18 protein-coding genes and 6 pseudogenes are annotated in these 25,790 nt (G+C 45.5%); 9 read left to right on the top strand and 15 right to left on the bottom strand.

The genetic code is table 11. The annotated features are described in order from the left end of the window. Positions 1-64: 64 nt before the first annotated feature. Complete coding sequence (locus tag UA76_RS07780; RefSeq protein WP_047044750.1) at positions 65-904, bottom strand: AraC family transcriptional regulator; 840 nt, start codon at positions 902-904, stop codon at positions 65-67. A 135-nt stretch (positions 905-1,039) separates the two neighbouring features. Here UA76_RS07780 and UA76_RS07775 point away from each other — a divergent pair, with 135 nt between their 5' ends. Further along, on the top strand, positions 1,040-2,425 hold the full coding sequence (locus tag UA76_RS07775) for an MATE family efflux transporter (RefSeq protein WP_047044647.1): 1,386 nt from the start codon (positions 1,040-1,042) through the stop codon (positions 2,423-2,425). A gap of 43 nt (positions 2,426-2,468) precedes the next feature. On the opposite strand, the gene UA76_RS07770 is transcribed toward UA76_RS07775, so the two are convergent. From UA76_RS07770 to yegS, 3 genes are all read right to left on the bottom strand, one after another. Continuing rightward, positions 2,469-3,173: a substrate-binding periplasmic protein gene (locus UA76_RS07770; protein ID WP_047044643.1), complete on the bottom strand. Its 705-nt coding sequence runs from the start codon at positions 3,171-3,173 to the stop codon at positions 2,469-2,471. 103 nt (positions 3,174-3,276) lie between these two features. Continuing rightward, positions 3,277-3,654 (bottom strand): ribosome recycling factor family protein, encoded by a 378-nt coding sequence (locus tag UA76_RS07765; protein ID WP_047044641.1) that lies wholly within the window; start codon positions 3,652-3,654, stop codon positions 3,277-3,279. 31 nt (positions 3,655-3,685) lie between these two features. Continuing rightward, complete coding sequence (gene yegS, locus UA76_RS07760) at positions 3,686-4,594, bottom strand: lipid kinase YegS (RefSeq protein ID WP_047044638.1); 909 nt, start codon at positions 4,592-4,594, stop codon at positions 3,686-3,688. 514 nt (positions 4,595-5,108) lie between these two features. Here yegS and pdhA point away from each other — a divergent pair. The 3 genes and pseudogenes from pdhA (at position 5,109) to UA76_RS07745 (ending at position 8,353) form a co-directional block, all read left to right on the top strand. Beyond that, positions 5,109-6,206: a pyruvate dehydrogenase (acetyl-transferring) E1 component subunit alpha gene (pdhA, locus tag UA76_RS07755; RefSeq protein WP_047044635.1), complete on the top strand. Its 1,098-nt coding sequence runs from the start codon at positions 5,109-5,111 to the stop codon at positions 6,204-6,206. Then, positions 6,199-7,197 carry an alpha-ketoacid dehydrogenase subunit beta gene (locus tag UA76_RS07750; RefSeq protein ID WP_047044632.1) on the top strand — a complete coding sequence of 333 codons (999 nt, stop codon included), beginning with the start codon at positions 6,199-6,201 and terminating at the stop codon, positions 7,195-7,197. The genes pdhA and UA76_RS07750 overlap by 8 nt, the downstream gene beginning before the upstream one ends. Next, positions 7,194-8,353, top strand: a pseudogene (locus UA76_RS07745) (dihydrolipoamide acetyltransferase family protein). Before UA76_RS07750 ends, UA76_RS07745 begins: the two are co-directional and overlap by 4 nt. Positions 8,354-8,497: 144 nt before the next feature. Here the strand turns inward: UA76_RS07745 and UA76_RS07740 are convergent. Together UA76_RS07740 and UA76_RS07735 are read right to left on the bottom strand one after the other, a co-directional pair. Continuing rightward, positions 8,498-9,459 (bottom strand): annotated as a pseudogene (locus tag UA76_RS07740) (electron transfer flavoprotein subunit alpha/FixB family protein). 35 nt (positions 9,460-9,494) lie between these two features. Beyond that, positions 9,495-10,235 (bottom strand): electron transfer flavoprotein subunit beta/FixA family protein, encoded by a 741-nt coding sequence (locus UA76_RS07735; protein WP_047044629.1) that lies wholly within the window; start codon positions 10,233-10,235, stop codon positions 9,495-9,497. Positions 10,236-10,551: 316 nt separating this feature from the next. Between UA76_RS07735 and UA76_RS07730 the strand changes: the two are divergent. The 3 genes and pseudogenes from UA76_RS07730 (at position 10,552) to UA76_RS07720 (ending at position 13,580) form a co-directional block, all read left to right on the top strand. Next, positions 10,552-12,206 (top strand): annotated as a pseudogene (locus UA76_RS07730) (electron transfer flavoprotein-ubiquinone oxidoreductase). Positions 12,207-12,301: 95 nt separating this feature from the next. Further along, positions 12,302-12,823: a DUF2058 domain-containing protein gene (locus UA76_RS07725; RefSeq protein WP_047044626.1), complete on the top strand. Its 522-nt coding sequence runs from the start codon at positions 12,302-12,304 to the stop codon at positions 12,821-12,823. Between the two features lie 7 nt (positions 12,824-12,830). After that, positions 12,831-13,580: an RNA methyltransferase gene (locus UA76_RS07720; protein WP_047044623.1), complete on the top strand. Its 750-nt coding sequence runs from the start codon at positions 12,831-12,833 to the stop codon at positions 13,578-13,580. A 99-nt stretch (positions 13,581-13,679) separates the two neighbouring features. Here UA76_RS07720 and fdxA read toward each other — a convergent pair whose 3' ends face one another. Beyond that, positions 13,680-14,003 (bottom strand): ferredoxin FdxA, encoded by a 324-nt coding sequence (gene fdxA / locus UA76_RS07715; RefSeq protein ID WP_047044620.1) that lies wholly within the window; start codon positions 14,001-14,003, stop codon positions 13,680-13,682. Positions 14,004-14,270: 267 nt separating this feature from the next. Between fdxA and UA76_RS07710 the strand changes: the two genes are divergently transcribed. Beyond that, the gene (locus tag UA76_RS07710) at positions 14,271-15,878 is read left to right on the top strand and encodes an NAD(P)/FAD-dependent oxidoreductase (RefSeq protein ID WP_047044617.1); all 1,608 of its coding nucleotides are present in this window, start codon (positions 14,271-14,273) and stop codon (positions 15,876-15,878) included. Between the two features lie 85 nt (positions 15,879-15,963). Here the strand turns inward: UA76_RS07710 and UA76_RS22420 are convergent, their stop codons facing one another. Then, the gene (locus UA76_RS22420) at positions 15,964-17,286 is read right to left on the bottom strand and encodes a hypothetical protein (protein ID WP_052771986.1); all 1,323 of its coding nucleotides are present in this window, start codon (positions 17,284-17,286) and stop codon (positions 15,964-15,966) included. Between the two features lie 238 nt (positions 17,287-17,524). Between UA76_RS22420 and UA76_RS07700 the strand changes: the two genes are divergently transcribed. Further along, positions 17,525-17,770: a hypothetical protein gene (locus UA76_RS07700; RefSeq protein WP_047044615.1), complete on the top strand. Its 246-nt coding sequence runs from the start codon at positions 17,525-17,527 to the stop codon at positions 17,768-17,770. Between the two features lie 76 nt (positions 17,771-17,846). On the opposite strand, the gene UA76_RS07695 is transcribed toward UA76_RS07700, so the two are convergent. The 7 genes and pseudogenes from UA76_RS07695 to UA76_RS07665 form a co-directional block, all read right to left on the bottom strand. Continuing rightward, positions 17,847-18,605: an SDR family oxidoreductase gene (locus UA76_RS07695; RefSeq protein WP_047044613.1), complete on the bottom strand. Its 759-nt coding sequence runs from the start codon at positions 18,603-18,605 to the stop codon at positions 17,847-17,849. 54 nt (positions 18,606-18,659) lie between these two features. After that, positions 18,660-19,559: a 3-hydroxyisobutyrate dehydrogenase gene (mmsB, locus tag UA76_RS07690; RefSeq protein WP_047044610.1), complete on the bottom strand. Its 900-nt coding sequence runs from the start codon at positions 19,557-19,559 to the stop codon at positions 18,660-18,662. Positions 19,560-19,585: 26 nt separating this feature from the next. Then, positions 19,586-20,717 (bottom strand): annotated as a pseudogene (locus tag UA76_RS07685) (enoyl-CoA hydratase/isomerase family protein). Positions 20,718-20,761: 44 nt separating this feature from the next. Then, on the bottom strand, positions 20,762-21,544 hold the full coding sequence (locus UA76_RS07680; protein WP_157617599.1) for an enoyl-CoA hydratase: 783 nt from the start codon (positions 21,542-21,544) through the stop codon (positions 20,762-20,764). Positions 21,545-21,610: 66 nt separating this feature from the next. After that, a pseudogene (locus UA76_RS07675) lies at positions 21,611-22,765 on the bottom strand (acyl-CoA dehydrogenase family protein). Positions 22,766-22,809: 44 nt separating this feature from the next. Continuing rightward, positions 22,810-24,324, bottom strand: a complete 1,515-nt coding sequence (locus tag UA76_RS07670; RefSeq protein ID WP_047044605.1) for a CoA-acylating methylmalonate-semialdehyde dehydrogenase — start codon at positions 24,322-24,324, stop codon at positions 22,810-22,812. Between the two features lie 56 nt (positions 24,325-24,380). Then, positions 24,381-25,596, bottom strand: a pseudogene (locus UA76_RS07665) (thiolase family protein). Positions 25,597-25,790 lie beyond the last annotated feature (194 nt).

The following is a 25,790-nucleotide window of genomic DNA, read 5'->3' as shown; positions in this document are numbered from 1 at the left end:
TTAAGACAACGAGTTCGGAATAAGTGGCTTCAGAGTAAATGGCTTACAATTGCAAATCATGATTTTACGCGAACCTGTTTCGAAAATTTCGAGGTGTCAATTGACTCCACTTCTTGAATCGCGTACTAAAGTTAGCCGCATTTGGATAACCGACAATTTCGCCAATGTGTTGCACTGACCACTGAGTCGAAACCAATAACCTAGCGGCATACTCCATGCGCATTCTTGTCAGATGTACTTTAGGGCTATGTCCAAGATATTGCTGACACAATCGATGGAAGTGTGGTTCTGAGCAAGGCATCATTTGCGCTAACTGTTCAACGGACCAGTCTTTATGCAGCTGTCTCTGAACGTTGGCAAACAACTGGTTTAGGCGAGTTTTTAGTCTATTACCGTCTGTTGCTCCGGGGGCTTTGATCAAAAGCTCTATTTGCTCAACGGACCGTATAGCGATCTCTGTACCTAGAGCAATCGGCAGTGAAATCGTTCTTAATAGACCAAGAACCGCGGCATACATTACCTCCGAAATTGGGGTTACGTCGAGTCTAACTAAGCTTAAGTCAATACTGGGCCATGCTTTTAGCGGATCCAAAAACACCCAAGCAATTTGCCAACCTTGTTCCTCTATGCCAAACGCATTATCGATGCCTGCCGGCACCGATATTACGCTGCCAGGCTCAAGGTCGTACCTTATACCGCCGCTCGTTAACCAGCCACGTCCTTTTACAGTGTAAAGCAGCATGTGCTTTTGTTGGTTACGCCTAGCAATAGTGAACTCATCCCGACAAGTCGCGATTCCACATTGAACAATCCCTTTCTCTTCTAGAGTAAGGACGTGACTTCTGTCTATAAACTCATGGTCGGTGCGTTCGGAAACGCTAAATTGCTCAAGTCTTTCGATCATTTTGATAGTTTTGCAAAAGTTTCTGATAACTTGGGAGAATACACGTTTGTTTAACATATATACACTACTGATAAGAACTTAAACAAAGCTCTGTGAAGCTATACACGTATAAACCACTATTTAAAGAGTGACACCATGATTCATACAGCCCATTCTCTTGACCGTAGTTTCTGGCACAAGCTGATATCCATCGGCCTACCAGTATCTATGCAGTCTATGCTGTTTTCACTGCTCGGTGTGGTAGACATATTTATGGTTAGCCAACTTGGTGAATCAGCAACCGCTGCCGTTGGCGTAGGTAACCGTATTTTCTTCTTTAACTTAATATTAGTTGTCGGTGTTAGTGGTGCAGTCGGTATCTTGGGTTCACAGTATTTTGGTTCTAAGAACCTTGATGGCCTTAAGCGAACATTAGTTCAGAGCTGGGCAATTGCACTTGTGTTCACTGTACCCTTTTCATTACTGTATGTCGTGGAACCTGAGTATATAGTTTCTCTAATCGCCAATGATCCTGCATATATCACTTTGGCCACAGAGTATCTCTATGTCACTGGGTTTACGTTAGTGTGTACAGCTTTGGTCGTCCCGCTTGAAACTGCTCTTCGCTCAGTTGGTGAAGCAAAGCTACCTACCTATGTCAGTATCTTAGCGATCGTTGTGAATCTTATCCTCAACGCACTGCTTATCTTTGGTCTATTTGGGTTCCCAGAATTGGGGGTACTTGGTGCTGCAATTGGTACGAGTATATCTCGACTCATACAAACCATAGTACTGTTCGCTATTGTCGCTAAACGATATCGCTATCTCATTCCGAAACGGGAACACTATTTGCAAGCTTGGCAAAAGAGTGAGCGCAATAGATTTTGGAAAGTTGCAACGCCAATGATTATCCATGATTCAGCGTGGGCAAGCGGTCTTTTAATATACAACTACATTGTTGGACAGTTAGGAGTTAGTGAGCTTGCCATCATATCGCTGCTTGCTCCGATAGAAAGCGTGTTGATTTCTGCTTTCCTCGGGTTTGCCGTAGCGGCCTCTGTCATTTTGGGTAACGAAATTGGAGCTAAAAACTACCATCGCGTGCATCAAACTTCATGGTGGTACGTCGTTATAAGTTGCGCCATTGCATTCATGGTTGCTGTGCTTTGCCTCGTGTTAGAGCCCCTCATTTACAAGGCCATTTCGCTTAGCCCGATTTCCGACGTTAATCTCGCGGTGAATGTTTGTTTAGTCATGGCTTTTGGTATGGTGCTTCGAGTGTTCAATATGGTCGGAATTGGAGGCGTACTCAAAAGCGGCGGGGACATAAAGTACAGCATATTCATCGATATATTTTGCCAATGGGGAATCGGTATACCTCTTGCCTACTATACCGCACTCATTCTGGCTTGGCCGCTAGATTGGGTAATGATGATCATTCTAATTGAAGAGATCGTCAAGATAGGCTTAACATCTCAACGCATTCATTCTAAGAAATGGATAAACAACTTAGTGGAGGACCAACAACCACAAAGCGCGTAAAGAACTCACACCTAAGGGCCGATTGTAAGGATGCATGAGGCCCTTATTCTTTCTCTCTATTCCTTAAGATTTCTGCATTGAGCTTTTCCATAAACTTCGGATGTTTTGCTAAAAAGTCATGGGATATATACACCCCAAACTCTTTGGCTTGATGAAGCGCAACATGATAATCCAACATGTGTTGTTCTTTGATTGAATGCATAAACACGACTTCTGCAATTAAAATCGCGTCGAGTTCCCCATACGACAGTCGTTTAGAAAGTTCTTCCGCATCTTTTGAAGCTGGGAGTTTGTTGTATTTATGCTTGGTTAGGTAATATTCCGTATTGGTATTCAGTAAACTCGCGACTTTGGCTTGAGTTTTAAAAGAAGGCAATTTGGGGTTAAAGCTCTCTTTATCTTCTTCTCGTATAATCCATACCCAACGATTCACCATCAATTGGTCAGAAAAGACGCCGTGTCTGTCACGCATATCATTGCGAGTGGCCATGAAAAAACCATCAGAACGCCCCGCTTTCATTTCCGCTAATGCACGTCCGTGATTCGATCCGACTTGGAATGTGTATTCAACATCAAGTGCATCTAGAATCGGAATCATTTTGTCAATTCCGATTCCAAATGCCTCTCCCGATTCACTCATTTCGGTATAAGGGGCAAATTCAGGCAAAAAGAAATGCATCTTATACTCTGCGTACAACGGTGATGCGTACAAAGTGAACGTCAACAGTGAAATTAATACTCTTGTCATCACATCCGAGCCTTTTAGTTACCCATTACATTAATCGCTAAAATAATCACTACTAACTGATTATAGGTGAGATTTTGGAAGTGCTCGTAAGAAGCAAACAGCATTACCAGTCGTCGGCAGCGAACCTTGCTTTGCGTGCCTCCGTTTGACTGCAGTGAGTCTGTTCCATCAAAGCACTCAGTGTCATGTTAGGATCTTGTCGCAATAGTCGTGCTAGTTTGTCTTCTAGTGTTTCCTTTGGTTTTACCTGACTAAGAACAGCTTCGCTCTTTGACAGAACAAAAGACCAGCCTTCGATATCCATTTCCTTCAGGCTTGAGACAAGCTTTGCGAGCTGGTCTGGCTCCCCTGATAGTTGCCAATTACGAGAGCGACGAACTCTCCCTACTGAACAATGAAACGGTTGTGCCAGACTTTTAAGTTCGTTTGCCTGCTCCCTACCAATTCTATGGATTAGCGAAGGTAAAGGGATAACTATCACGTTGTCTGAATTCTTGCATCGCGATGACTTTCTAGGCACTGACTTTACCAATCAAGGGGCAATCTTCAGGGACCACCAATCGAATAGCAGATGGAATCACGGAAATAACAACGTTGAGCTCTGAAATTGGTTCGCCATCAAGATTAATAGGCATTACCGTATCAGAAGACCATTCAACACGTTTTACTCGTTCGCGTTTTACAAACTTACCGACAAACGGTTGATGATTAGTAAGTTCTTCAATCACAGTTGGGATATCGGCTGGGGTAAACTCTTCTAATGCAACGGCCTCTAAATATCCGTCGTTAAGCAAAGCATTTGGGGCAAGAACCTGACCTCCGCCTGCTTGCTTACCATTACAAATCGCCCCAACCACCACATGAGACGTTTTACTGATGCCATCATATTTCACCTGCCCCTTAAATGGCTGGAAATTGATGGCCTGAACCAATCCCGAGAGCGTGTATGCGCCGCCACCCAAAAAGTTTTTCAGTGCGACAGGAGTCGTGGCGGTCACTTGAGCACCAAATCCGGCAGTGGCAATGTTAACGAAGTGACGTTCATTAGCTTTACCGACATCAATCGACACGCTTTTTCCGTTTACAGCCAGTTTCAAAGCTTCGTAGTAAGAATCCGTTGGAATATGGCAAGCAGTAGCAAAGTCATTGGCAGTACCAAGAGGGAGTACAGCGAGTTCACAATCAGTAAACGCCTGTTTTAGCATTGCATCAACCACTTCATTTACCGTGCCATCACCCCCGCCAGCAATCAAACGAGTGACGCCCTGCTCGGCCGCTTCTAAAACCAATCGCTCTATATCCCCAGACTCCCACGTCGGCCTAACTTGGATATCATAGCCCTCTTTTCTCAGTGTAAATACGGCATTGCGTACTTCCTCGAGTCCAGCTTTTTTACCATTTATGAGTAATCGAGTTGTCATGCTTGGAGCCCCTACATTGGTTAGACACGCTGTACATTAACCCTAACATTCTAACTTTATCCTAAGCAATTGACGAAACGGCAATATTAGTAAATATCACTGATTGGCTACTCATACGATTAATAACTAGACACATAAAGAGTGCAACAAAATCATATTCTACTAACTTGTCAATTAGCACATTAGATCTGCTGCTTTTTCGAGTAGCAGATCTCAATCGTTACTATTTCTAACTACAAATATTAGTTATGTAAGAAAATTTTTACATGCTAATTCAGTCTAAAAAAGGCGAGATTTAACAAAGTTGTTACACTTAATGTAATCGGTTGTACCAAGATTCATCACTAAAATCGAGTCGTTGCGCAGCTTATTAAAACGCTCAACTAGCGAATAGCAGTAGAGTGTTTTATTCAATCAAGATGATTGACTTTACGGCGCATCACCGCGATCACAGATTGGTACGCATGTTTCGAGGCCCGTTTAGCAAAGGGCTTCATGCAAGAAGGAGCTTGAGATGAACGTTCAAGCATTACCAATGAAACGGTTCGTCAACCACCATGGCGATATAACCTTGCCCCTGCCCGGATGGGCTGAGCCCAATATTCTTCGTACTCTTTACACAGACATGTTGACCGCTCGTACCTATGACTACAAAGCTGTCGCACTCCAACGTACCGGCCAGCTAGGCACCTACCCTTCGCATCTTGGTGCCGAAGCGATTGGTGTAGCCATTGGACGAGCTTTAACCCGACAAGACGTATTTATCCCCTACTATCGCGATATGCCTGCAATGTGGGTACGTGGTATCGCTATGGAGAAAAACCTCCAATATTGGGGAGGCGATGAACGAGGCAGCCATTTCGATTTCGATGATGAACCCGATTCTCGATGCCGTGACCTTCCATTTTGCGTTCCGATCGCTACTCAATGCACGCACGCCGTAGGTGTGGCAGCGGCCCTAAAGATCGAAGGTAATCATAACGCAGCCTTAGTCACTTGTGGTGACGGTGCGACCTCTAAAGGCGACTTTTTGGAGTCAATTAACTGTGCGGGCGCATGGAACCTCCCCCTAGTTTTTGTCGTTAATAACAATCAATGGGCCATCTCTGTTCCAAGAAAACTACAATGTGCTGCTGATTACCTCTCCGAAAAAGCCAAAGGAGCCGGGATAAAAGGGATCACCGTTGATGGCAATGACGTGGTTGCAATTTATGACACCATTTTGCAAGCACTCGATCGAGCCAGAAAAGGAAAAGGACCAACCCTCATTGAAGCGATAAGTTATCGATTGAGCGATCACACCACGGCAGACGACGCTAGCCGATACCGCAGCGATGATGAACTTCAACAAGCATGGAAATATGACCCGATAGAAAGGCACAAATCTTTCTTAATGTCACAGGGGCTTTGGGATGAGCACAAAGAGAACAAAGCACTAGAAGAATCGAAAGCGACCGTCGAGCAAGCCGTGCAACGTTATCTCGCCCTTTCTCCGCAACCACCCGAAAGTGGGTTTGATTATCTATACGAAACGCTTCCCAAGGAACTGCACCCACAACGTGATGCGCTGATCAACAAGGCAATGCGTATGCAGGGAGGTAAACATGAATAGCTCCCTCTCAAATGAAATAACGCTTGTTGAAGCAGTTAATTTGGCGCTTCACCATGAAATGGAAAAGGACAGTTCTGTTGTTGCCTTAGGTGAAGACATCGGTGATAACGGCGGCGTGTTTCGCGCGACGGTTGGATTGAAAGAACGATTTGGATTAAGACGGGTTATCGATACACCACTTGCAGAAGCGCTAATTGGCGGTGTGACTGTTGGGATGGCTTCACAAGGGCTACGACCCGTTGCTGAGTTTCAATTTCAAGGTTTTGTTTTCCCAACATTAGAACATTTGATGTGCCATGCTGCGAGAATTCGAAATCGTACTCGTGGGCGTTTGACCTGCCCCGCCGTGTTTAGAGCTCCTTTTGGTGGTGGTATTCATGCGCCCGAGCATCACTCGGAGAGTATTGAGGCGTTGTTCGCCCATACTGCGGGCTTCCAAGTAGTGATTCCTTCATCACCTCAGCGCGCTTATGGGCTGTTGCTGGCTGCAATACGATCTGAAGACCCTGTCATGTTTTTCGAGCCCAAACGCATCTACCGAACCGTAAAATCTGTCGTTGTCGACAACGGTGAGGCTCTACCACTCGGAACCTGTTACACGCTTAGAAAAGGACGAGATCTTACGTTAGTTACTTGGGGAGCCTGTGTCGTGGAAAGCCTCCAAGCTGCACAAACTTTGTCAAAGCAAGGGATAGAGGCCGAAGTCATTGACTTAGCGAGTATCAAGCCGATTGATATGGACTCCATCATCAAATCGTTGGCAAAAACAAACCGACTGCTTGTTGTTCATGAAGCCAGTCAATCTTGTGGCGTAGGTGCCGAAATCATTACACGTGTCGCTGAGCAAGCGCTTTGCATGCTTAAAGCACCACCAAAACGTGTGACGGGATTTGATACCGTGATGCCTTATTACCGAAATGAAGATTACTACCTTGTTAAAGAACAAGATATTGTTCTCGCAGCGAGAGAGCTCATGGAGGGTTGGAAATGAAGACGTTTATGTTACCCGATTTAGGTGAAGGGTTAGCCGAATCAGAAATCGTCAAATGGCATGTTGACGTGGGCGAAGTGGTCAAACTTGATCAAATAGTGTTGACCGTAGAAACAGCGAAAGCCGTCGTCGAGGTTCCCGCCCCATTTGGTGGCAAGATCATTAGTCGCTTAGGTAACGAAGGTGATGTGATTGAAATAGGCTCATTACTATTGGAAATCGATGAAAGCCATTCAGAAAATTCGAATCGAGCGTTAACATCTAAAGGAGCAAACGAAACTAAAACCAGCCAAACTGACGCTGCTACGGTTGTGGGCAATGTATCTCACCATGCGCACAGCGTTGAGGTTGATGATTTTTGGATTGGTAGCACCCACAATATCACGCCAGATAATTTGATCTCCGCGATGCCTTCGGCACGCAAGCTAGCACAAAAACTGGGGTTGATCTTCATAAGGTCTCTGGCAGTGGCCAAGATGGCGTGATTATCGACGCTGACATTTATCGCGCCTGTGACAAGCAATTACCAGGCACCGAAGTGTTAAAAGGTGCTAGGCGAACAATGGTCGACGCCATGGCACAGTCGCATCAACATGTTGCCGACGTAACGATTACCGAAGAAGCCTCGCTCGACAACTGGTCTGCCAAGGAAGATATCTCGGTACGCCTTATCCAAGCTGTTGTTTACGCTTGCGAACAAGAGCCTGCTTTAAATGCATGGTTTGATGCAGATACGATGACACGCTGTGTGCATAGCAACGTCAATATTGGTGTCGCTGTTGATAGCAAGCATGGCCTATACGTGCCAGTACTTCGTCATGCCGATGATGTTTCTGCTAAAGGTGTTAGAAAGTGGCTTGACGACACCGTGGCAGGAATCAGAGAGCGTAAAATTGGCCGTGAGCAGTTGCAGCATGCGACTATTACGCTATCAAACTTTGGCGCGATTGGTGGTATTTTCGCGACCCCGGTGGTATCGCCCCCTCAAGTTGCCATAGTTGGCGCTGGGCGCTTGATTGAACGGGTAGTAATAAGAGAAGGCAAGCCTGTCGCTATTAAAGTTATGCCGCTTTCAATGACATTCGACCACAGAGCTTGTACTGGAGGCGAAGCCGCAAGATTTATCAAAGCCTTGGTTAACGATCTTGAAAGGTAATTAGAAACAGATTAGCAATGCCCAATTAGCTTTATAAAAACTAAAGACGCCCATACATCAATTATGGGCGCTTTTTTATCAGTCTATATCGCTTTACTCAAAATATGCCGTCAATGTGTGTTCCTAAACGTTACCTTATAGCACCTACACCTTAGAAACTTTGGACATTAGTTCCGGTAAAATTTCGAACAAATCTCCGACTAACCCGTAATCCGCTACGTCAAAAATCGGGGCTTCTGGATCGCTGTTAATCGCGACAATAACCTTGGAATCTTTTATACCCGCAATATGTTGAATCGCACCGGATATACCCACAGCGAAATACAGCTCTGGTGAAACGATCTTACCCGTTTGACCCACTTGCATGTCATTAGGCACAAAGCCAGCGTCGACAGCAGCTCTAGACGCCCCAACTGCGCCGCCGAGCGCATCAGCTAATTGTTCAACTAACTCGAAGTTTTCTTTGCTGCCTAAACCACGCCCTCCGGACACCACCACATTGGCAGAACTCAACTCTGGGCGCTCTGATTGGGTTTTCGTAATCGATACAAATTGAGTCGGAGATTCAACCGAAACCTCATCTATATTCGTTATTGTGCTGTCGCCGTCTCTCCCATAGCCGCTTTCTCAAAAGATGACGCCCTTACAGTGAGCACTTTCAACGGGTCGAGCGAACGTACTTTCGCCAAAGCGTTCCCTGCATAGATTGGCCTTACAACCGTGTCTACGCCAAAGATCTGCGAGACATCCGACAATTGCCCAACATCTAATTTGGCAGCAATTCTAGGCATCAGATTTTTACCAAAAGTCGTCGCTGCCGCCATCAAATGCGTGTATTGCTTGGCGATGTCAGACACTAAACTTGTCATCGCTTCTGCTACTCGAATATCGGAATCGACAACAAGCACTTGGCTCACACCATCTATACAGCTAGCCGATTCAACTACGGTTGCGCAGCCTTTTCCAAATACGAGAACATCTGTCGTTATGGAATCCGCAAATTGTCTGAGTTGCTGAGCGGCCGTTACCGCTTTTAACGTTTCCGCAGCCAGTACTGACCCATCGTGTTCTGCAATGATTAGTACCTTTACGTTCGAATCACTCATTGTTCTCTCCTAATCAATCAGCGTGTTTACGGCTATTACTCTGCCAATGACAATTTTGCTATTAGCTCATCAACACTATCTAGCTTGACGCCCGCACTTCTTGGTTTTGGAGCGAACACTTCAAGTACCTCTTGGTGTTGCTTAATCTCAACACCTAACTCTTCAGGGGCAATTTCATTTAAAGGCTTTTGCCGCGCTTTCATGATATTCGGAAGTGAAGCATACCTCGGTTCATTGAGGCGTAAATCTGTACTAATGACCGCAGGTAGCGACAGCTGAAGGGTTTCTAACCCACCATCCACCTCGCGCGTCACTTCGACACCCTGCTCGTTCACGTTTAATTGGGAAATGAATGTTCCCTGTGAACAACCAATTAAAGCCGACAGCATTTGGGCAACTTGGTTGTTGTCGGTATCGACCGATTGTTTACCAAGAATCACTAGGTGCGCTTCCTCTTGGGTCATCAGTGCTTTGAACAATTTGGCGACGTTTAAAGGTTCAATGTCATCAGCAGAATCAACATGAATTGCTCTGTCCGCCCCTAACGCTAATGCGCCTCTAAGCTGTTCCTGACACTCTTTCGCTCCAACCGAAACAACAATGATCTCATCTGCAGTGCCTGCTTCTTTTAATCGAACGGCTTCTTCAACTGCAATTTCACAAAACGGATTCATGGACATTTTTACGTTGTCCTTTTCGACTCCGCTCTTGTCGGCCTTTACCCTTACTTTCACGTATGGGTCGACAACTCTTTTGATACCAACCAGTACTTTCATTACTTGCCTCTCCCTAACTTTATTACGCTAAATTACATAGCGCTTAACTAGCCATTAAGTGACATTTCGCAACATGATTTGTTTTGTTTCTTTACAATTTTCAGCTTAGTAAAGTTTACGTTTACGTCAACTGCACTATAGTTATTTTTGTAGTACAAAACTTAGATCTATTGGGTGCATAAAGCTTTCTCTTTGGAGCTAATCGACATAGACAGTTCAGTATTCTAAACAGCACTTCGAATAAAGGTGGGTAAGTAATATGAACGCGAAAGATGACAATCAACCACAAAAAGACACCCTAGCAGATAGAGAATGTATGGAGTTTGATGTCATCATCGTGGGCGCTGGCCCGGCAGGTTTAAGCTGCGCTTGTCACCTTGCTCAACTCGCCACTAAAGCAAACAGCGAAGTCAGTATTTGTGTCGTCGAAAAAGCGGCTCAAGTCGGAGCGCATATTGTTTCTGGTGCGGTATTTGAAACCTCTGCATTGGATGAACTGTTTCCCGATTGGCCCAATTCCAATGCACCTTTAAAACAAGCGGTTACCGAAGACCAATTACGATATCTCACGACAGACCAAAACCACATCAACATTCCTCGAATCCTTACACCAAAACCGCTGCGTAACCACCTTTATGAACAGTACATTATCAGTGTTAGTGAACTGGCAAAGTGGCTTGCAAAACAAGCCGAAGATCTTGGTGTTCAAATATTTCCCGGATTCAGTGCATCTCAGATCGCATACGACGATAAAGGCAAAGTCACAGGAATCATTACTAGCGATATGGGGCGCGACAAAGACGGAAATGAGAAACCGAACTTCATGCCGGGCATCTGGTTGAAAGGCCAATACACCGTTCTATCTGAAGGTGCTCGCGGTCACCTTGGTAAAGCAGTAATCAAGAACTTTGATTTAGACAATGGCAAACAGCCCCAGCATTACGGCCTTGGCTTCAAGGAGATCTGGAAAATAGACCCAGGCAATCCCAACTACTACCCAGGTAAGGTCGTCCATTCTGTCGGCTGGCCTTTATCTAGCATGATGCGAGCGGCGGTGGTTTCATCTACCACTTAGACGGTCATCAAATCGCCGTCGGACTCATTGTCGATTTAAATTACCGAAACCCTTATCTAAGTCCTTTTGATGAGTTCCAGCAGTTTAAACATCACCCTTCTGTGTCTAACTTACTCACCAATGGCGAGCGATTGAGTTATGGAGCTCGGGCAATAGCGAAAGGCGGACTGCTTTCTTTGCCAAAACAGAGCTTCGCCGGCGGGCTTCTAATCGGCTGCGACGCGGGCACGTTAAACGGTGCAAAAATTAAAGGGACGCATACCGCAATGCGTTCAGGCATGTTGGCGGCCAAAGCCATTTTTGAAGAGTTAGTATCAGAAACACCAAAGTCAGAACCCGATTACGAGTCCCATTTCAAGCATGATTGGTTGTATGAAGAGCTTGAACAAGCTCAGAACTTTGGGTCGTCTATCCACCAGTTTGGGACGTTATTAGGTGGCTTAGTCAATACGTTTGATTACAACGTCTGGCAAAACATTACGACCTCTCCTTTACCATGGAAAGTCAAAGATAGAGAATCGGATCATGCTTCTTTGCGTCCGATTGCTCATTATCATCCGATTGAATATCCAAAGCCTGATGGTCAAATCAGTTTTGATAAAACATCGTCAGTTTATCTATCCAACATACAGCACGATGAGAATCAGCCTTGCCATCTAAAGGTAAAGGACAAAACGATTCCGATAACCACCCACGTTGAGCTCTACCTGGAACCCGCTCAACGTTACTGCCCAGCAGGAGTTTATGAAATCGTTGAAGAAGCAGGAAGCAAGCGGCTACAAATTAACGCTGCCAATTGTTTGCACTGTAAATCTTGTGACATCAAAGATCCGAGTCAAAACATCGACTGGGTGGCTCCAGAAGGCGGAAGCGGACCCAACTATCAAGGAATGTAGCTAAATGATTAGAAATCATTCTGGATTCACGTGATTTTGCGATCGTTTTTTGGGATGATAGCGCACATTGAAATCGTGTAATCAATGGTGAGCGGATGTCCAAGCTAAGCCTACAAGAGCAAATGCTAAAAGCAGGTCTTGTAAATGAAAAGAAGTTAAAGAAAGCAAAGAAAGGTTCTAAAAAGTCACGAGTACAAGCTCGTGAAGCCAAAGCAGCAGCAGAGCAAAATCTTGCGGCACAAAAAGAGCGTGATAAAGAGCTCAACAAAAAGCGCGACGAAGAGCAGCTTGCAAAGGCAATCAAAGCTCAAGTAAAGCAGCTTATCGAAATGAACCGCCTCACCGACCACGAAGGTGAAATCAAGTACAACTTCACTGATGGTACGCTGGTAAAAGCACTCTATGTGGATGATCTTGCGCAAACTCAGCTAAGCAAAGGTATTTTGTCGATTGCTCGATACGAGGACAGCTATGCCCTTATCCCAAGCTCTGTTGCAAACAAGATTGCAGAGCGAGACCAAGATGCCATTATCCAAAACAATACTGCAAGTGAAGAAACGTTGGATGAAGACGACCCATACGCTGATTTCGTCGTACCAGACGATCTAATGTGGTAGTTCCCTGATGAGTCAATATAAGGTTATAACCAAGAATCAGCTTAAGCTCGTACGTTCGCTCGGTCAAAAGAAACAACGTAAAGCCCATGGGCTATTTTTGGTTCAAGGTGAGAAAAACGTTCTTGAGTTGGCACAGAGCCAACTGCAAGTTAAACACGTTTATGCCACGACTGATTTCCTAGCGGAACATGCTCTAGAGTTATCACAATACGACTGTGCTGAAGCCTCACTCGATGATCTCACCAAAGTGAGCACACTGGTAAGCAACAATGCAGCAATAGCGGTTGTTGAGATTCCATCGACTCAAGCGCCCAAAGCGGAAGGCTTAATGGTTGCTCTTGATGGAGTCTCTGACCCCGGTAACCTTGGTACGATTATCCGCCTTGCTGATTGGTACGGTATTAAGCATATCATCGCCAGTCATGACTGTGCAGATCCATACAACCCGAAGACTATCAGTGCCACTATGGGCAGTTTTGGTCGTGTTCAAGTAACACAATTGGATCTACCTGAATACCTAGCGACGTGTAACCTGCCTGTTTATGGCGCATTTTTAAACGGTGAAAGTGTGCATAAAACGGAATTTTCCCCAGAGGGAATTTTGTTGATGGGTAGCGAATCACACGGCGTACGTGAGGAATCTGAAAAGTTTGTCACCAACAAAATAACCATCCCCGCTTTTGGTGGCGCGGAGTCTCTAAATGTTGCAATGGCGACTGGGATCATTCTCGATAACCTGCGTCGTCAACACCAGTGATCAAGACATAAAGACTAAAAAGCGATGAGATTAAATATCTCATCGCCTTTTTTATGTTCTATAACCGAAACTTTAGCTTCTAAATTTAACTTCAACAACCTATTTTTCAAGCATGTGGAGTTTGTTCTCTACACCGTTCCACTTTTCGGCTTCATCCATCGCAGGTTTAACTTCGGTCAGTACTGGCCAGTGCTCGGACAGCTCCGCATTAAGCTCCACATACACGACTTGATCGTCAGGAAGCTCATCTTCTTGGAAGATAGCCTGTGCATCGCATTCTGGGACACATAGACCGCAGTCAATGCACTCGATTGGATTGATTACCATAAAGTTTGGCCCTTCGTGAAACGCATCCGCAGGGCATACCGCGACACAGTCAGTATATTTACATTGAATGCAGTTATCGGTTACGACAAACGCCATAATTACCCGCTCTCCCGTAGTTAGCGTAAAGGCTCAAAATTCTGGAACGGCGATAATACTGATAAACCACCAAAATTCAAGCTGCTAATCCAGTCCCACCTCATCGAACCAATCACTGATTAGATTTTACTCCCTTACCCCAAGATAGAACACTGAAACATAGAGAATAAGTATGACAGACGTTTGCACTTAACGTAAAATGCGCGCCATTGTGAGCCAATAGCTAACTGCTATTCGCTAAGACACCTAAAAACCTGAGAACACTCTATGATTCGTTTAACCGACATTAAGCTGCCACTTGACCATGAAGAAGGCGCGATCGCTGAAGCCATCCTATCCAAGCTCGATATTCCTGCCCAGCGCATGATTTCGTTTAACGTGTTTAAACGTGGTTACGATGCACGTAAGAAAGCAAAAATCCTTTTGATCTACACGCTTGATGTTGAAGTAGAAAATGAATCTGAGTTACTCGAGAAATTCGCAAATAACCCGCACGTTCGCGAAACACCTGACATGGAATACAAGTTTGTTGCACAAGCGCCAGCGAACTTAACTGAACGACCAGTTGTTATTGGCTTTGGCCCTTGTGGTCTGTTTGCTGGCCTGGTTCTGGCTCAAATGGGTTTCAACCCAATTATCGTTGAGCGTGGTAAAGAAGTACGTGAACGTACTAAAGATACTTTCGGCTTTTGGCGTAAGCGTAACCTTAACCCAGAATCAAACGTACAGTTTGGTGAAGGTGGTGCGGGTACTTTCTCAGACGGTAAGCTCTACAGCCAAATCAAAGATCCTAAGCACTACAGCCGCAAGGTAATCAACGAATTTGTAGAAGCAGGTGCACCTGAAGAGATTCAATACGTAAGCAAACCGCACATTGGTACCTTCAAACTGGTTACCATGATCGAAAAAATGCGCGCTAAGATCATCGAACTTGGTGGCGAGATTCGCTTCAGTACACGTGTTGACGATATCCACATGGAAGACGGTCAGATTACTGGTCTAACGCTTTCAGACGGAGAAACAATTCAAAGCCGTCACGTTGTACTCGCTGTCGGGCACAGTGCACGTGATACGTTTGAAATGCTTAATGAGCGCGGCGTTTATATGGAAGCAAAGCCTTTCTCGGTTGGTTTCCGTATCGAACACAAGCAATCCATGATTGATGAAGCTCGCTTTGGACCTAATGCAGGTAACCCAATTTTAGGTGCGGCTGACTACAAACTGGTTCACCACTGTAAGAATGGCCGAACTGTGTACAGCTTCTGTATGTGCCCTGGTGGTACAGTGGTTGCAGCTACGTCTGAAGAAGGACGTGTTGTAACAAACGGTATGAGCCAATATTCACGTGCTGAGCGTAACGCTAACAGTGCTATCGTTGTGGGTATCTCCCCTGAAGTGGACTACCCTGGGGACCCACTGGCAGGTATTCGTCTCCAGCGTGAACTTGAAAGCAATGCATATAAATTAGGTGGCGAAACCTATGACGCTCCAGCGCAAAAAATAGGTGACTTCCTTAAAGGTCGCGATCCTAGCCAACTTGGTGACGTAGAGCCATCGTTTACGCCAGGCATTAAGCTGACCGATCTTTCCAAAGCACTACCACCTTTTGCTATCGAAGCGATTCGTGAAGCGATTCCTGCTTTTGACCGCAAGATTAAAGGCTTTGCAACCGAAGATGGTCTATTGACCGGTGTGGAGACTCGTACTTCTTCACCAGTTTGCATCAAGCGTGGCAAAGATTACCAAAGCATCAACCTAAAAGGCTTCTACCCTGCGGGGGAAGGTGCTGGTTATGCTGGTGGTATCTTATCTGCGGGTATCGACGGTATTAAGGTTGCTGAAGCATTAGCGCTTGATATGGTTGGTCAAAAGTAACGGCACCAAACACTTTCAACTCAATTGAAAAGGCTAGCCAATCTATGGCTAGCCTTTTTTGCTTCTGTACTACCGGTTGTTCTTCCTATTGTCTTAGGAAGGTTAAGTTTTGCTCTGAAGAAGCTTCAAGCACTCTGAGTTGCAGTACATCTCCATTTACCGTGGCGAACATTTGTGTAATCACATTGGTCACTGCATCAGATAAACCTACATCACCATTTAAGTCCGTTAGATTTTGGTTGTCGAAAGAGACCGTTAACTCATTTGTTTGAGCGTTTAGACTATAGTTACCCCACTCTAATCCATTGTTTTCGTTTGGATTTGTTGCGGTGCTTAGATCAGTATCGACTTCGGCGTGTACGTATGTACCATCGTTCAAGAAAGTGAACATCAGAAGTTCGTTTTCATTTTCGCCTGTGATGAGCCAAGTACCGATAATACCCGTACCAGTCAGTTTATTGAACGTAAGCGTACTCGTGTCGGTCTGTGAGCCTGACTCATACTCAGTAATATTGAAAGTAAGAACCGTTGCATCGCTATTAAAGGTAAATTTCAGCACTCCACCATCCCGACTGTTAATATCGCTTGTACGGATGATATCCGTTAGGCCAGTATCTCCGTTTTGATCGAAGTAAGTCGTGTCACTGTAGAACTCTCCTAAGTCATTAACGCTGTATTTACCCCACTCCATACCGCTGATTTCATCAGGATTCTCAGCATTCTGAGGGTCAGTATCAATCTCGGCATGAACATAAGTACCATCTGCGAAGAAGGTAAACATCAGTAGTTCATTCTCATTGGTTCCAGATACCAACCAAGTGCCTACAAACTTACCAAATGTCACCCCAACCGAGCTTAATGTAGACTCAAAGTGAGCTAAAGCCGCAGATTCGCTAACGAGCTCGGTGACAGAGCTGTCTTGTCCGCCTTGGCTGATCAACGACAATACGGTTTGGTTTGCTGCAAAGCTAGCCTTATCGACATCAAAATCGATATCGGTGGTTGCGGCATCTTTTGCATCATCACTGATCGTAATGCCATTGCTTGGGTCTCCGTCGGTATCTAACGTCTGCAAAAGCCTAATGATGTTGATCACCTGGTCATCTTCGGTGTCATTCGTTCCTGCTAAATCCAGAGGTGTAACCACTCCCGATGCTGGTACTGGTGGGAACTCAATGCTGCCTATGGAAAACGTAACTGTTTCGCCTAAGTTATAGGTATATTTCCCTTCAGAGTCTGTGACTCCGGATACGGTCTCTGTCCTATAGTTAACATTAGCTACAGCTGCGTCGACAAATACACCGCTTTCAGAGCCAGTTGTAGCGGTAGTACTCGACGAGTCGCTACCACAACCCGCAATTACCCCAACCAGTAACGACGTAATGATTGTTTTGTTACACGAAATCATATGATTCCATCCTTATGATAGTAAACCTTGTCCTTTTGAAAGCTAGAAACCCTTATGCAACTTGTCAAATTGTCTACATCACGTTTTTTATCCTTGTTTACAAAACAATCAATAAATGAAAGAGTTATGGATCTTAATAATTTAAAGGTGGAAATTGGTCCTATACGCAATTAATGTATGCGTCATTGTCTGGCTTGATTGCCAGGCGTTCAAATTACAAATGTGAGTGAGAAACAAGATGATCAACGACGACAAAATTATTAGTAGCTTAGAAGAGCTTGAAGCATTCATGGTTTCGGTAGAAAGCGGCGTGCTTGGATTACAAAATGTCGCAGGTATTGCCCTAGCAACTAACAACTCGGACGGTCGTCGTTTTATTGCAGTGTTGGATGATAAACACCAATTGTTATTGGGGCGTTGGGTTACAGAGGAAGTCTTTCAAACTGGTCAAGACCTTGTGCGCAAGGGTCCAACAAAGAACTAGAGTCTTACAAAGCTAGCAACTGGCTAAGCACTAATTACAGTGCTTAGCCTGATTGTATAACTGGCTCTTAATCCAATTACATCGTCATGCCCCCATCGACTTCCAAAACTCGACCTGTGTAATAATCATTTTCGAAGATAAACTGAACCGCATGTGCTATTTCACTGGGATCACCGATTCTGCCCACAGGTACCATTTGATTGAGTCGATCGATTGCTTCCGGTTTTAAACCATCAGTCATCGCAGTTTTCATGATTCCCGGGGCAATAGAAGCAGAACGTATACCAAAACGAGCGAGTTCCTTAGCCCAACAGTTTGACATCGCAACCACTGCCGCTTTAGACGCAGAATAATTGGTTTGGCCTACGTTACCCGCCCGAGCAACACTCGATATATTAACAATAACCCCTTTGCTGCCTGTTTCTACCATACGCGCAGCCGCTTCTCGACCGCAAAGGAAAGTCCCAGTAACATTGACATTCATAACGAGATTGAACTGCTCAAGCGACATTTTAGTGACACCGTCACTACTTGATTTAATCATCAGGCCATCGCGCAAAATACCTGCGTTGTTTACCAAGCCATTGAGTTGACCAAAATCCTCTGCAATTGAATCGAAAGTGTCACACACATCTTGCTCGTCCGTCACGTTACAGCGATAGATTAACGCTTTAGCACTCAGCATATTGCATTGCTCTTGTGTGCTCTGTAACCCCTCTTCATTCATATCAATTAGGGCAAGTTCAGCGCCGTGATGAGCTAAAGTGACAGCCATCATTTGTCCCAATCCTTGTCCAGCACCCGTTATCGTAATTACGCTGTTACTTAAGTCCATTCCCTCTCCTTACTTACCGTTGAATCATGACTTTAATTTAAACGATGACGTTATTTAGACGTTACGATAGAACTCAAACAGGCTAGAGAAGTCCAATTCCTGATTTCCATTTTGATTATGAAATGCGTACAGGTTTCTGGCCAACGACCCCATCGGGATACTCGACTGAGAATGGGTTGCAGCTTCTAGCCCTAAGCTGAGATCTTTCAACATCAGTTTACTCATGAAGCCACCTTGATAACCGTTACTTGACGGGACATTGTCCATCACTCCAGGACACGGATTGTAAAGCTCTAGCGCCCAATTACGTCCTGACGACTGCATAATAATGTTTGATAACACTTTTGGGTCAAGTCCGTTTTCAATGCCAAGATTAAGTGCTTCACAGGTTCCCGCCATTAAGACACCGAGTAAAAGGTTGTTGCAAATTTTACCCATTTGACCACAACCAATCTCACCCGCATGAAAGATGTTCTTGCCCATTGCACCTAAAATCGGATTTGCCAGTTTGAACGCATGGTCTTCACCACCAACAATAAAGGTGAGCGTTGCAGCTTGTGCCCCTGCAACTCCGCCAGATACAGGTGAATCCACAAAATAGAGATGATTCGCTTTGGCCTGCTGTGCAACATGTCGAGCGGTTGCAGGATCAATGGTGGAGCAATCGATGAGTAGCGTGGTTGGTGCAACCAGTTCAATTACCCCTTGATGCCCCTCACCGTCGCCAAGATACACATCTCGCACATGTCGGCCTTCAGGTAACATGGTGATGATGCAGTCAGCTCCCACCACGACATCGGTCAGTGTTTTGGCTACTGATGCACCCTGTTCTTTTACGAGCTGAAGGGCCTGCTCATTTCTATCGAAAACTTGTACTTTAAAACCCGCCTTTAACAAGTTCACTGCCATTGGCGAACCCATGTTTCCAAGCCCTACAAAAGCCACTGTTCTCATGTTCTGACTCCCTACTATCACTCAACCTACAGGCTTGCGCCAAGTCCATTCAAAGGGTGGTTATCTACCGTCCAAAGCGGTGTAATTAATGTGTCGATAGTTTCTCTATCCACACTCTCTATTGAGTCGAATTTCCAATTTGGCATACCATCTTTATCAATCAACCTTGCCCGAACGCCCTCTTTAAACTCACCTAATAATGCGCAGCGAACGGACATGCTCAACTCAAGTTGAAAGCTCTCTTCAAGCGATAATTTATTGTAGTGACGCATTTGAAGAAAACAGATGTATTCAGTGATTGGGCTGCCGCTCACCATGTTTGCTATCGCCTTATCGAGCCATTTTTCTTCGCAATTGATCGCCTTGATATTTTGAACGATCATGTAAAGATCTGGATGACTACAGGCAAGTTCAATCTGCATTTTGAACGGCATCAATTGATTCGCAGGGCGACTTTTAGCCGCAAAAATTTGTAAGTTGCTTAGCGTATCTGAAACTATTTCATGTCGGTGTGCATTATCAGGCCAATGTGTAGTGCGCAGTAGCGTCGTCAGTTCCTCGAACTGCTCTTCTAAAAGTAAGTAATCGGCTAACCCCAAATCAACTGAATCCGAGGCATTGACACTCATTCCTGTCAGGCCGAGAAAAAGACCAATGCCATCGTCAATTTGATTCAAAAACCACGTTGCGCCGACATCAGGGTACAGCCCAATACTTACCTCTGGCATCGCCAGTTTAGAAGACGGTGTGACTACACGATGACTTGCTCCCATGAAGAGCCCCATACCTCCCCCATCACGAAGCCAGCCCCCAAGCAATAACCGGCTTTTTATACTTATGAATGAGGTGGTCACATCGGTATTCAAGACTAAAGTAGTCCGTGCAAAACTGAGCAATATCATCGTCGTTCTTTTCGCTCATCACTTTATACATCGTACATACATCACCACCGGCACAAAAAGCTTTAGCACCAGCCCCATTGAGCACAACACAAACTATCTGTGGATTGCTCTGCCACTCAATGAGCTGCTGATAAAGGTTCTCGATCATGTCATAAGTGAGCGCATTTAGTGACGACACGTTACTCAGTGTCGCTATGCCTATCTTATAATCGCTGTCGTGACACGACGGTTCTTCAAAGATAACCTTCCCTGCCATTGTTCCCCCTGGAGCCTTAAATGTCTTGAAAAGGCCTAGGCTGTCTATTGGTTTTTCCACTGCGGCTTACGCTTTTCTAAAAATGCGCTTACCCCTTCTGCTTGATCTTCTGTATCAAACAATTGAATAAAAAGTTCTCGCTCTCGAATAAGTCCATGTGCTCTCGATGAATATCTAATCGTTTGGATAAGGGATTTACATGCGGCAACAGAGGAAGGAGATTGGTTTTCTACTTTACCAGCCAACTCGAGTGCACTTTGCAAGCTTTCGCCCTTACCGACGACCTCTTCGATCAAGCCCATCTTTAACGCTTTTTCACTGGAGACCTGTTCGCCACAAAGAATGATTAACTTAGCCCATCCTTCGCCAACTAAAGCTGTAAGGTTTTGAGTCCCTCCTGCACATGGCAACAAACCGACCTTCGCTTCTGGCAGAGCCATGACTGCCTGCTCTTCGGCTATGCGGATATCGCATGCAAGGGCCACTTCAAGTCCTCCTCCCATCGCGTATCCATTAATCGCGGCAATTGTCACTCCTTTGAAGTCTGACAGCGCCTCAAAGGCTTCTGAAAAAGCTCGTGACATATCAATGGCCGCTTGATGTTTCCCTTCATCAAATACTTTTAGATCAGCGCCCGCAGAAAAAAACTTTTCTCCTGCACCCGTTACGACCACGGCGTAGATTTCTTTGTTAGCGTCAAGCTCTAGAATATGCTGTTTGAAGGCATAAAGACTTTTTTCCGTCCAAGTGTTGGCGGGAGGGTTATTCATTGTAATTACGGCAATGTGGCTTTGAATCTCAACGTGTATTGCTTCATTCATTGTCATGACCCTTTTACAAATCGTTCGCGTTATCTAATTGCAACCAACTTCGAGAAACATGCTTTGAACAAGCTACCCGAGGATACTTTGGTGTTGCCTGAGAAGATGCCTCGCAATAATCACGCGCATAACTTCGTTGGTTCCTTCCAATATTTGGTGGACACGGGCGTCGCGAAAATATCGTTCTAATGGATACTCTTTGATATAACCATAGCCCCATGTAGCTGAAGTGCATGGTCGCAAATAGTAAAACCTACGTCTGTGGCTAGTCTTTTCGCCATTGCACACAACACGGTCGCGTCGGGGGCTTGTTTGTCTAACTGGCTTGCCGCGTATCGAACAAGTTGCCTCGCTGCCGTAAGCTCAGTGGCCATATCCGCTAACTTGAACTGAACAGATTGGAAATCAAAAAGCGTTTGGTTGAACTGCTTGCGTTCAGTGGTGTAACAAAGAGCATCATCCAATGCTTGCTGCGCTGTGCCAATTGAACAAGTCGCGATATTGATGCGCCCGCCGTCTAACCCCTTCATTGCAAGACGAAAACCTTCGCCTACTTGTCCTAACATGTTTTGTTCTGACACATGGACATTATCAAAAGTAATACTTCGAGTTGGCTGGCTATTCCAACCCATTTTGGGCTCCTTGCGTCCATAGCTAATACCATCGGCATGGGCAGGCACAACAAATGCGCAGATCCCTTTCGCACCCTCATCACTGGTTCTTGCCATCACAACGAGCACATCGGTTTGACCTGCTCCAGAGATAAAAGCTTTGGTTCCAGAAAGAATGTATTCATCTGATTTTTTTTCAGCTCGCGTGGTTAAAGAGGCCGCATCCGAACCTGAATTTGGCTCCGTTAGACAATATGAGCCAGGTGTTCTCCCGTTGTAAGCTTTGGGCAAAACTCGCGTATAACTTGTTCATTGCCAAATGTCGCAATCATCCACGTGACCATGTTGTGTATGGTCATGAAAGCGGTTGTTGAGGTGCAACCAGTACTTAGCTGCTCAAAAATGATGGAGGAATCCAACCTTGATAGTCCCAATCCACCTGCGTTTTCAGGTGTATATAGAGACATAAAACCTAACGAACCCGCGGCCTTCAGCGTTTCTTTCGGAAAGACTTGTTCTTCGTCCCACTTCGATGCATTCGCTTCAACTGCTCATCGGCAAATTGTTTCGCCATATCTGCAAAAGCGCGTTGTTCCTCACTCAGTTCAAAGTCCATGACTCACTCCTTACAAGACTAGCCCTCGCTTCGAGTCTCACGTATTACTTAAGTTGAATAGTCAGATTCGGCCCGCTCACCACTTCGTCTTCAAACCAGCGAGCGGTTATGGTTTTTGTTTCCGTATAAAACTTCACTGCCTGCTTACCATACGCGTGTAGATCGCCATAAAAACTTCCACGCCAACCTGTAAAAGAAAAAAACGGCAGTGGTACAGGAATCGGAACGTTTACGCCCACTTGCCCAACCCTTATTTGATGCTGATACTGCCTTGCAGCCGCGCCGCTGTTGGTGAAAATAGAAGTACCGTTTCCGTAGGGGTTGTCGTTAATTAGCTGAATGGCTTGGGACAGAGTCTCTACCTCAATACAGACTAAAACTGGGCCAAATATCTCTTGTTGATAAATCGACATGTCGACAGTTACACCGCGAAATAATGTAGGGCCAATCCAGTTGCCCTCAGGGCTTGAGTCGACAACACATTGGCTACCATCTAGCACACAAGTCGCTCCCTGAGCTTTGCCTTGTTCGATTAAACTCAGTACACGTTGTTTCGCCGCCTTACTAATTAAAGGGCCATATGCCGAATCGGCGTCAATACCTGGTGAGTGCTTTTGCATTTCGTCAGCCAAATCTACAATCCATTCATTTGACTCACCGACAAAGATCGCAACGGAGATTGCCATGCATCGCTGACCCGCAGCGCCTATCGACGCGCCAACTAAGTTACTTATCACCTGCTGTTTGTCTGCATCTGGCATGGCAACCATATGGTTCTTAGCACCTGCGAAACACTGGGCGCGCTTAAAGTTGTCTGTTGCTTGCTGGTAAATGGATTTGGCAACTGGTACCGAGCCCACAAAAGACACCGCTTGTATCGATGGGTGTGCCAATAGCTGCGAAACTTGTGGTTCTTGCCCGTGAACAATTTGGAGTACGCCTTTAGGAGCCCCGGCTTCTTCAAACAAAGATGCCAAGCGCATTGCGGTTAAGGGGACTTGCTCGGAGGGCTTTAGTACGAAGGTGTTACCACTGGCAATGGCAAGGGGGAACATCCACAGCGGAATCATGGCTGGAAAATTGAAAGGGGTAATGCCTAAACATACGCCTAGTGGCTGAATGATCGAATAGCTGTCGATGTCTGTGGCGACATTCTCTACGAATTGCCCCATCATGTTACTCGCAATATTCGCCGCTTGTTCAACAACTTCAATACCACGCCACACATCACCTTTTGCATCTGCCATGGTTTTACCGGTTTCACTCGACAATAAAACCGCAAGGTCGTCATGATTTTCTTTTAGCAGATGCTGGTAGCGCAACATCAAACGTGCCCGTTCCGGCACGGCAACTTCTTTCCATTCCCCAAAGGCAGCTTGAGCACTTTTAACCGCGCTTTCGATCTCATCAACGGTGGCGCAGGGTACTTGTGCGATCACTTGATTATTGGCGGGATTGGTTACATCAATCCACTTCTTTGAGTTAGATTCGACGAAGTCACCGCCCAGAAACAAAGGTACTTTAGAAACTTCTGACGATTCTGTTCGAGTATGAGTCATAACAGCTCCTTAGAATTTTGTTTTCTCACACATCAGTTAAATGAGTTCAATTCGGCCTAAATCGCCGGAATTTCTATCGCAACAGCCGTAGCTTCCCCACCACCGATACATAAAGCCGCAATCCCTTTCAGCGACGTTTTAGTCTCCGTTTTCTGCAGCTGTTGCAGCTGCCTTAACGAATGAGTAAGAGTAACGATTATTCGCGCACCGGTAGCACCGATAGGATGTCCTAGCGCACACGCGCCACCTTTAATATTCACTCGATTTGGATCGAGATTAAGTTGGTCGACAGCAATTTGAGCAACGACTGCGAATGCTTCGTTAATTTCCCAGAGGTCCACATCTTCCGCCGCCCAATTCAGCTGAGACAACAATTGTTCAATGGCATAAACGGGAGCGACCGTGAACTCTTCCGGAGCTCTAGCATGGGTCGTGTGACTATGAACAATAGCAAGAGGCTCAATACCATGGTTTCGCGCGGATTCTTCACTCATCAGTATCGTAGCCGCAGCTCCGTCACTGATCGCGCTTGAGTTAGCAGCGGTAACGGAGCCGTCATTACTCGTAGGATCAGCGATAAAGGCAGGTTTTAGTTTTGGAATTTTTTCTGCAGATATGGTCGTTGGATGCTCATCATTCATGACCATTTCGTGACCCTGTAACTTAACACCATCAATTTCATCAGAGAATTGTTGTAAGTCTTGGGCTTGCTGGCTTCGGGTTAGAGATTGAATTGCCCACTCATCCATAGCCTCTCGGGAATAACTTAGCTTATTGGCGATATCTTGCGCATAGCATCCCATAAGTCTGCCTTCATACGCATCTTCAAGCCCGTCACAAAACATATGGTCTAATGTATGATGATGACCAAGGCGTAATCCGCTTCGCACCTTAGGTAACAGATAAGGCGCGTTGGACATACTTTCCATTCCACCAGCTACTGCACAGTCTACGTAGCCAAGTTTGATTGCATCAAACGCCAGCATGAACGCCTTCATGCCAGAGCCACACACTTTATTGATCGTTGTACAAGGCGTTGACTGGGACAAACATGCCCTCAAAGCCGCCTGACGAGCAGGAGCCTGCCCAGTCCCAGCCGACAGCACACAGCCCATGTAGACTTCTTGAACATCATGCGCGACAGCCCACTCGCTTTGAGCGCTGCATTGATCGCAAAGCTTCCCAACTCGGGGCAGTGAAAGCCGATAGCGCCCCTTGGAACCGCCCATTTGGCGTCCTTTTTGCCGCAACTATCCAAACTGAATCTGCCATTGCCCCTCCTCAATATTCGCCTGCCAGTGTTGAAGTTTACCTAGGAGCATCTCATGGAGAGCTTTCAACAGAGCCAGTTACGCTGTCTTGAACACGCATTACTGAATACTTGACGTTTACGTAAGCATAGCACTAACATTTACGTAAACGTCAAGAAACAAGTTAGTGATAATTTGATAGTGCTTAAACGGCAT

It is taken from the genome of Vibrio mexicanus, from assembly GCF_001012815.1.
Taxonomy (GTDB): domain Bacteria; phylum Pseudomonadota; class Gammaproteobacteria; order Enterobacterales; family Vibrionaceae; genus Vibrio; species Vibrio mexicanus.
Note: the sequence above shows the minus strand (reverse complement) of the source record. Positions and strands in the feature narration are given on the sequence as shown.

Excerpts from the sequence above, each read along its gene's own strand:
- fdxA (WP_047044620.1), bottom strand. The coding sequence starts at position 14,003 with ATGGCGTTTGTCGTAACCGATAACTGCATTCAATGTAAATATACTGAC.
- UA76_RS07725 (WP_047044626.1), top strand. The coding sequence starts at position 12,302 with ATGTCCAAGCTAAGCCTACAAGAGCAAATGCTAAAAGCAGGTCTTGTA.
- UA76_RS07735 (WP_047044629.1), bottom strand. The coding sequence starts at position 10,235 with ATGAAAGTACTGGTTGGTATCAAAAGAGTTGTCGACCCATACGTGAAA.
- mmsB (WP_047044610.1), bottom strand. The coding sequence starts at position 19,559 with ATGAGAACAGTGGCTTTTGTAGGGCTTGGAAACATGGGTTCGCCAATG.
- UA76_RS07750 (WP_047044632.1), top strand. The coding sequence starts at position 6,199 with ATGAATAGCTCCCTCTCAAATGAAATAACGCTTGTTGAAGCAGTTAAT.
- UA76_RS07710 (WP_047044617.1), top strand. The coding sequence starts at position 14,271 with ATGATTCGTTTAACCGACATTAAGCTGCCACTTGACCATGAAGAAGGC.
- UA76_RS07695 (WP_047044613.1), bottom strand. The coding sequence starts at position 18,605 with ATGGACTTAAGTAACAGCGTAATTACGATAACGGGTGCTGGACAAGGA.
- UA76_RS22420 (WP_052771986.1), bottom strand. The coding sequence starts at position 17,286 with ATGATTTCGTGTAACAAAACAATCATTACGTCGTTACTGGTTGGGGTA.
- UA76_RS07670 (WP_047044605.1), bottom strand. The coding sequence starts at position 24,324 with ATGACTCATACTCGAACAGAATCGTCAGAAGTTTCTAAAGTACCTTTG.
- UA76_RS07720 (WP_047044623.1), top strand. The coding sequence starts at position 12,831 with ATGAGTCAATATAAGGTTATAACCAAGAATCAGCTTAAGCTCGTACGT.
- UA76_RS07780 (WP_047044750.1), bottom strand. The coding sequence starts at position 904 with ATGATCGAAAGACTTGAGCAATTTAGCGTTTCCGAACGCACCGACCAT.
- pdhA (WP_047044635.1), top strand. The coding sequence starts at position 5,109 with ATGAACGTTCAAGCATTACCAATGAAACGGTTCGTCAACCACCATGGC.
- UA76_RS07770 (WP_047044643.1), bottom strand. The coding sequence starts at position 3,173 with ATGACAAGAGTATTAATTTCACTGTTGACGTTCACTTTGTACGCATCA.
- UA76_RS07680 (WP_157617599.1), bottom strand. The coding sequence starts at position 21,544 with ATGACAATGAATGAAGCAATACACGTTGAGATTCAAAGCCACATTGCC.
- yegS (WP_047044638.1), bottom strand. The coding sequence starts at position 4,594 with ATGACAACTCGATTACTCATAAATGGTAAAAAAGCTGGACTCGAGGAA.
- UA76_RS07700 (WP_047044615.1), top strand. The coding sequence starts at position 17,525 with ATGATCAACGACGACAAAATTATTAGTAGCTTAGAAGAGCTTGAAGCA.
- UA76_RS07775 (WP_047044647.1), top strand. The coding sequence starts at position 1,040 with ATGATTCATACAGCCCATTCTCTTGACCGTAGTTTCTGGCACAAGCTG.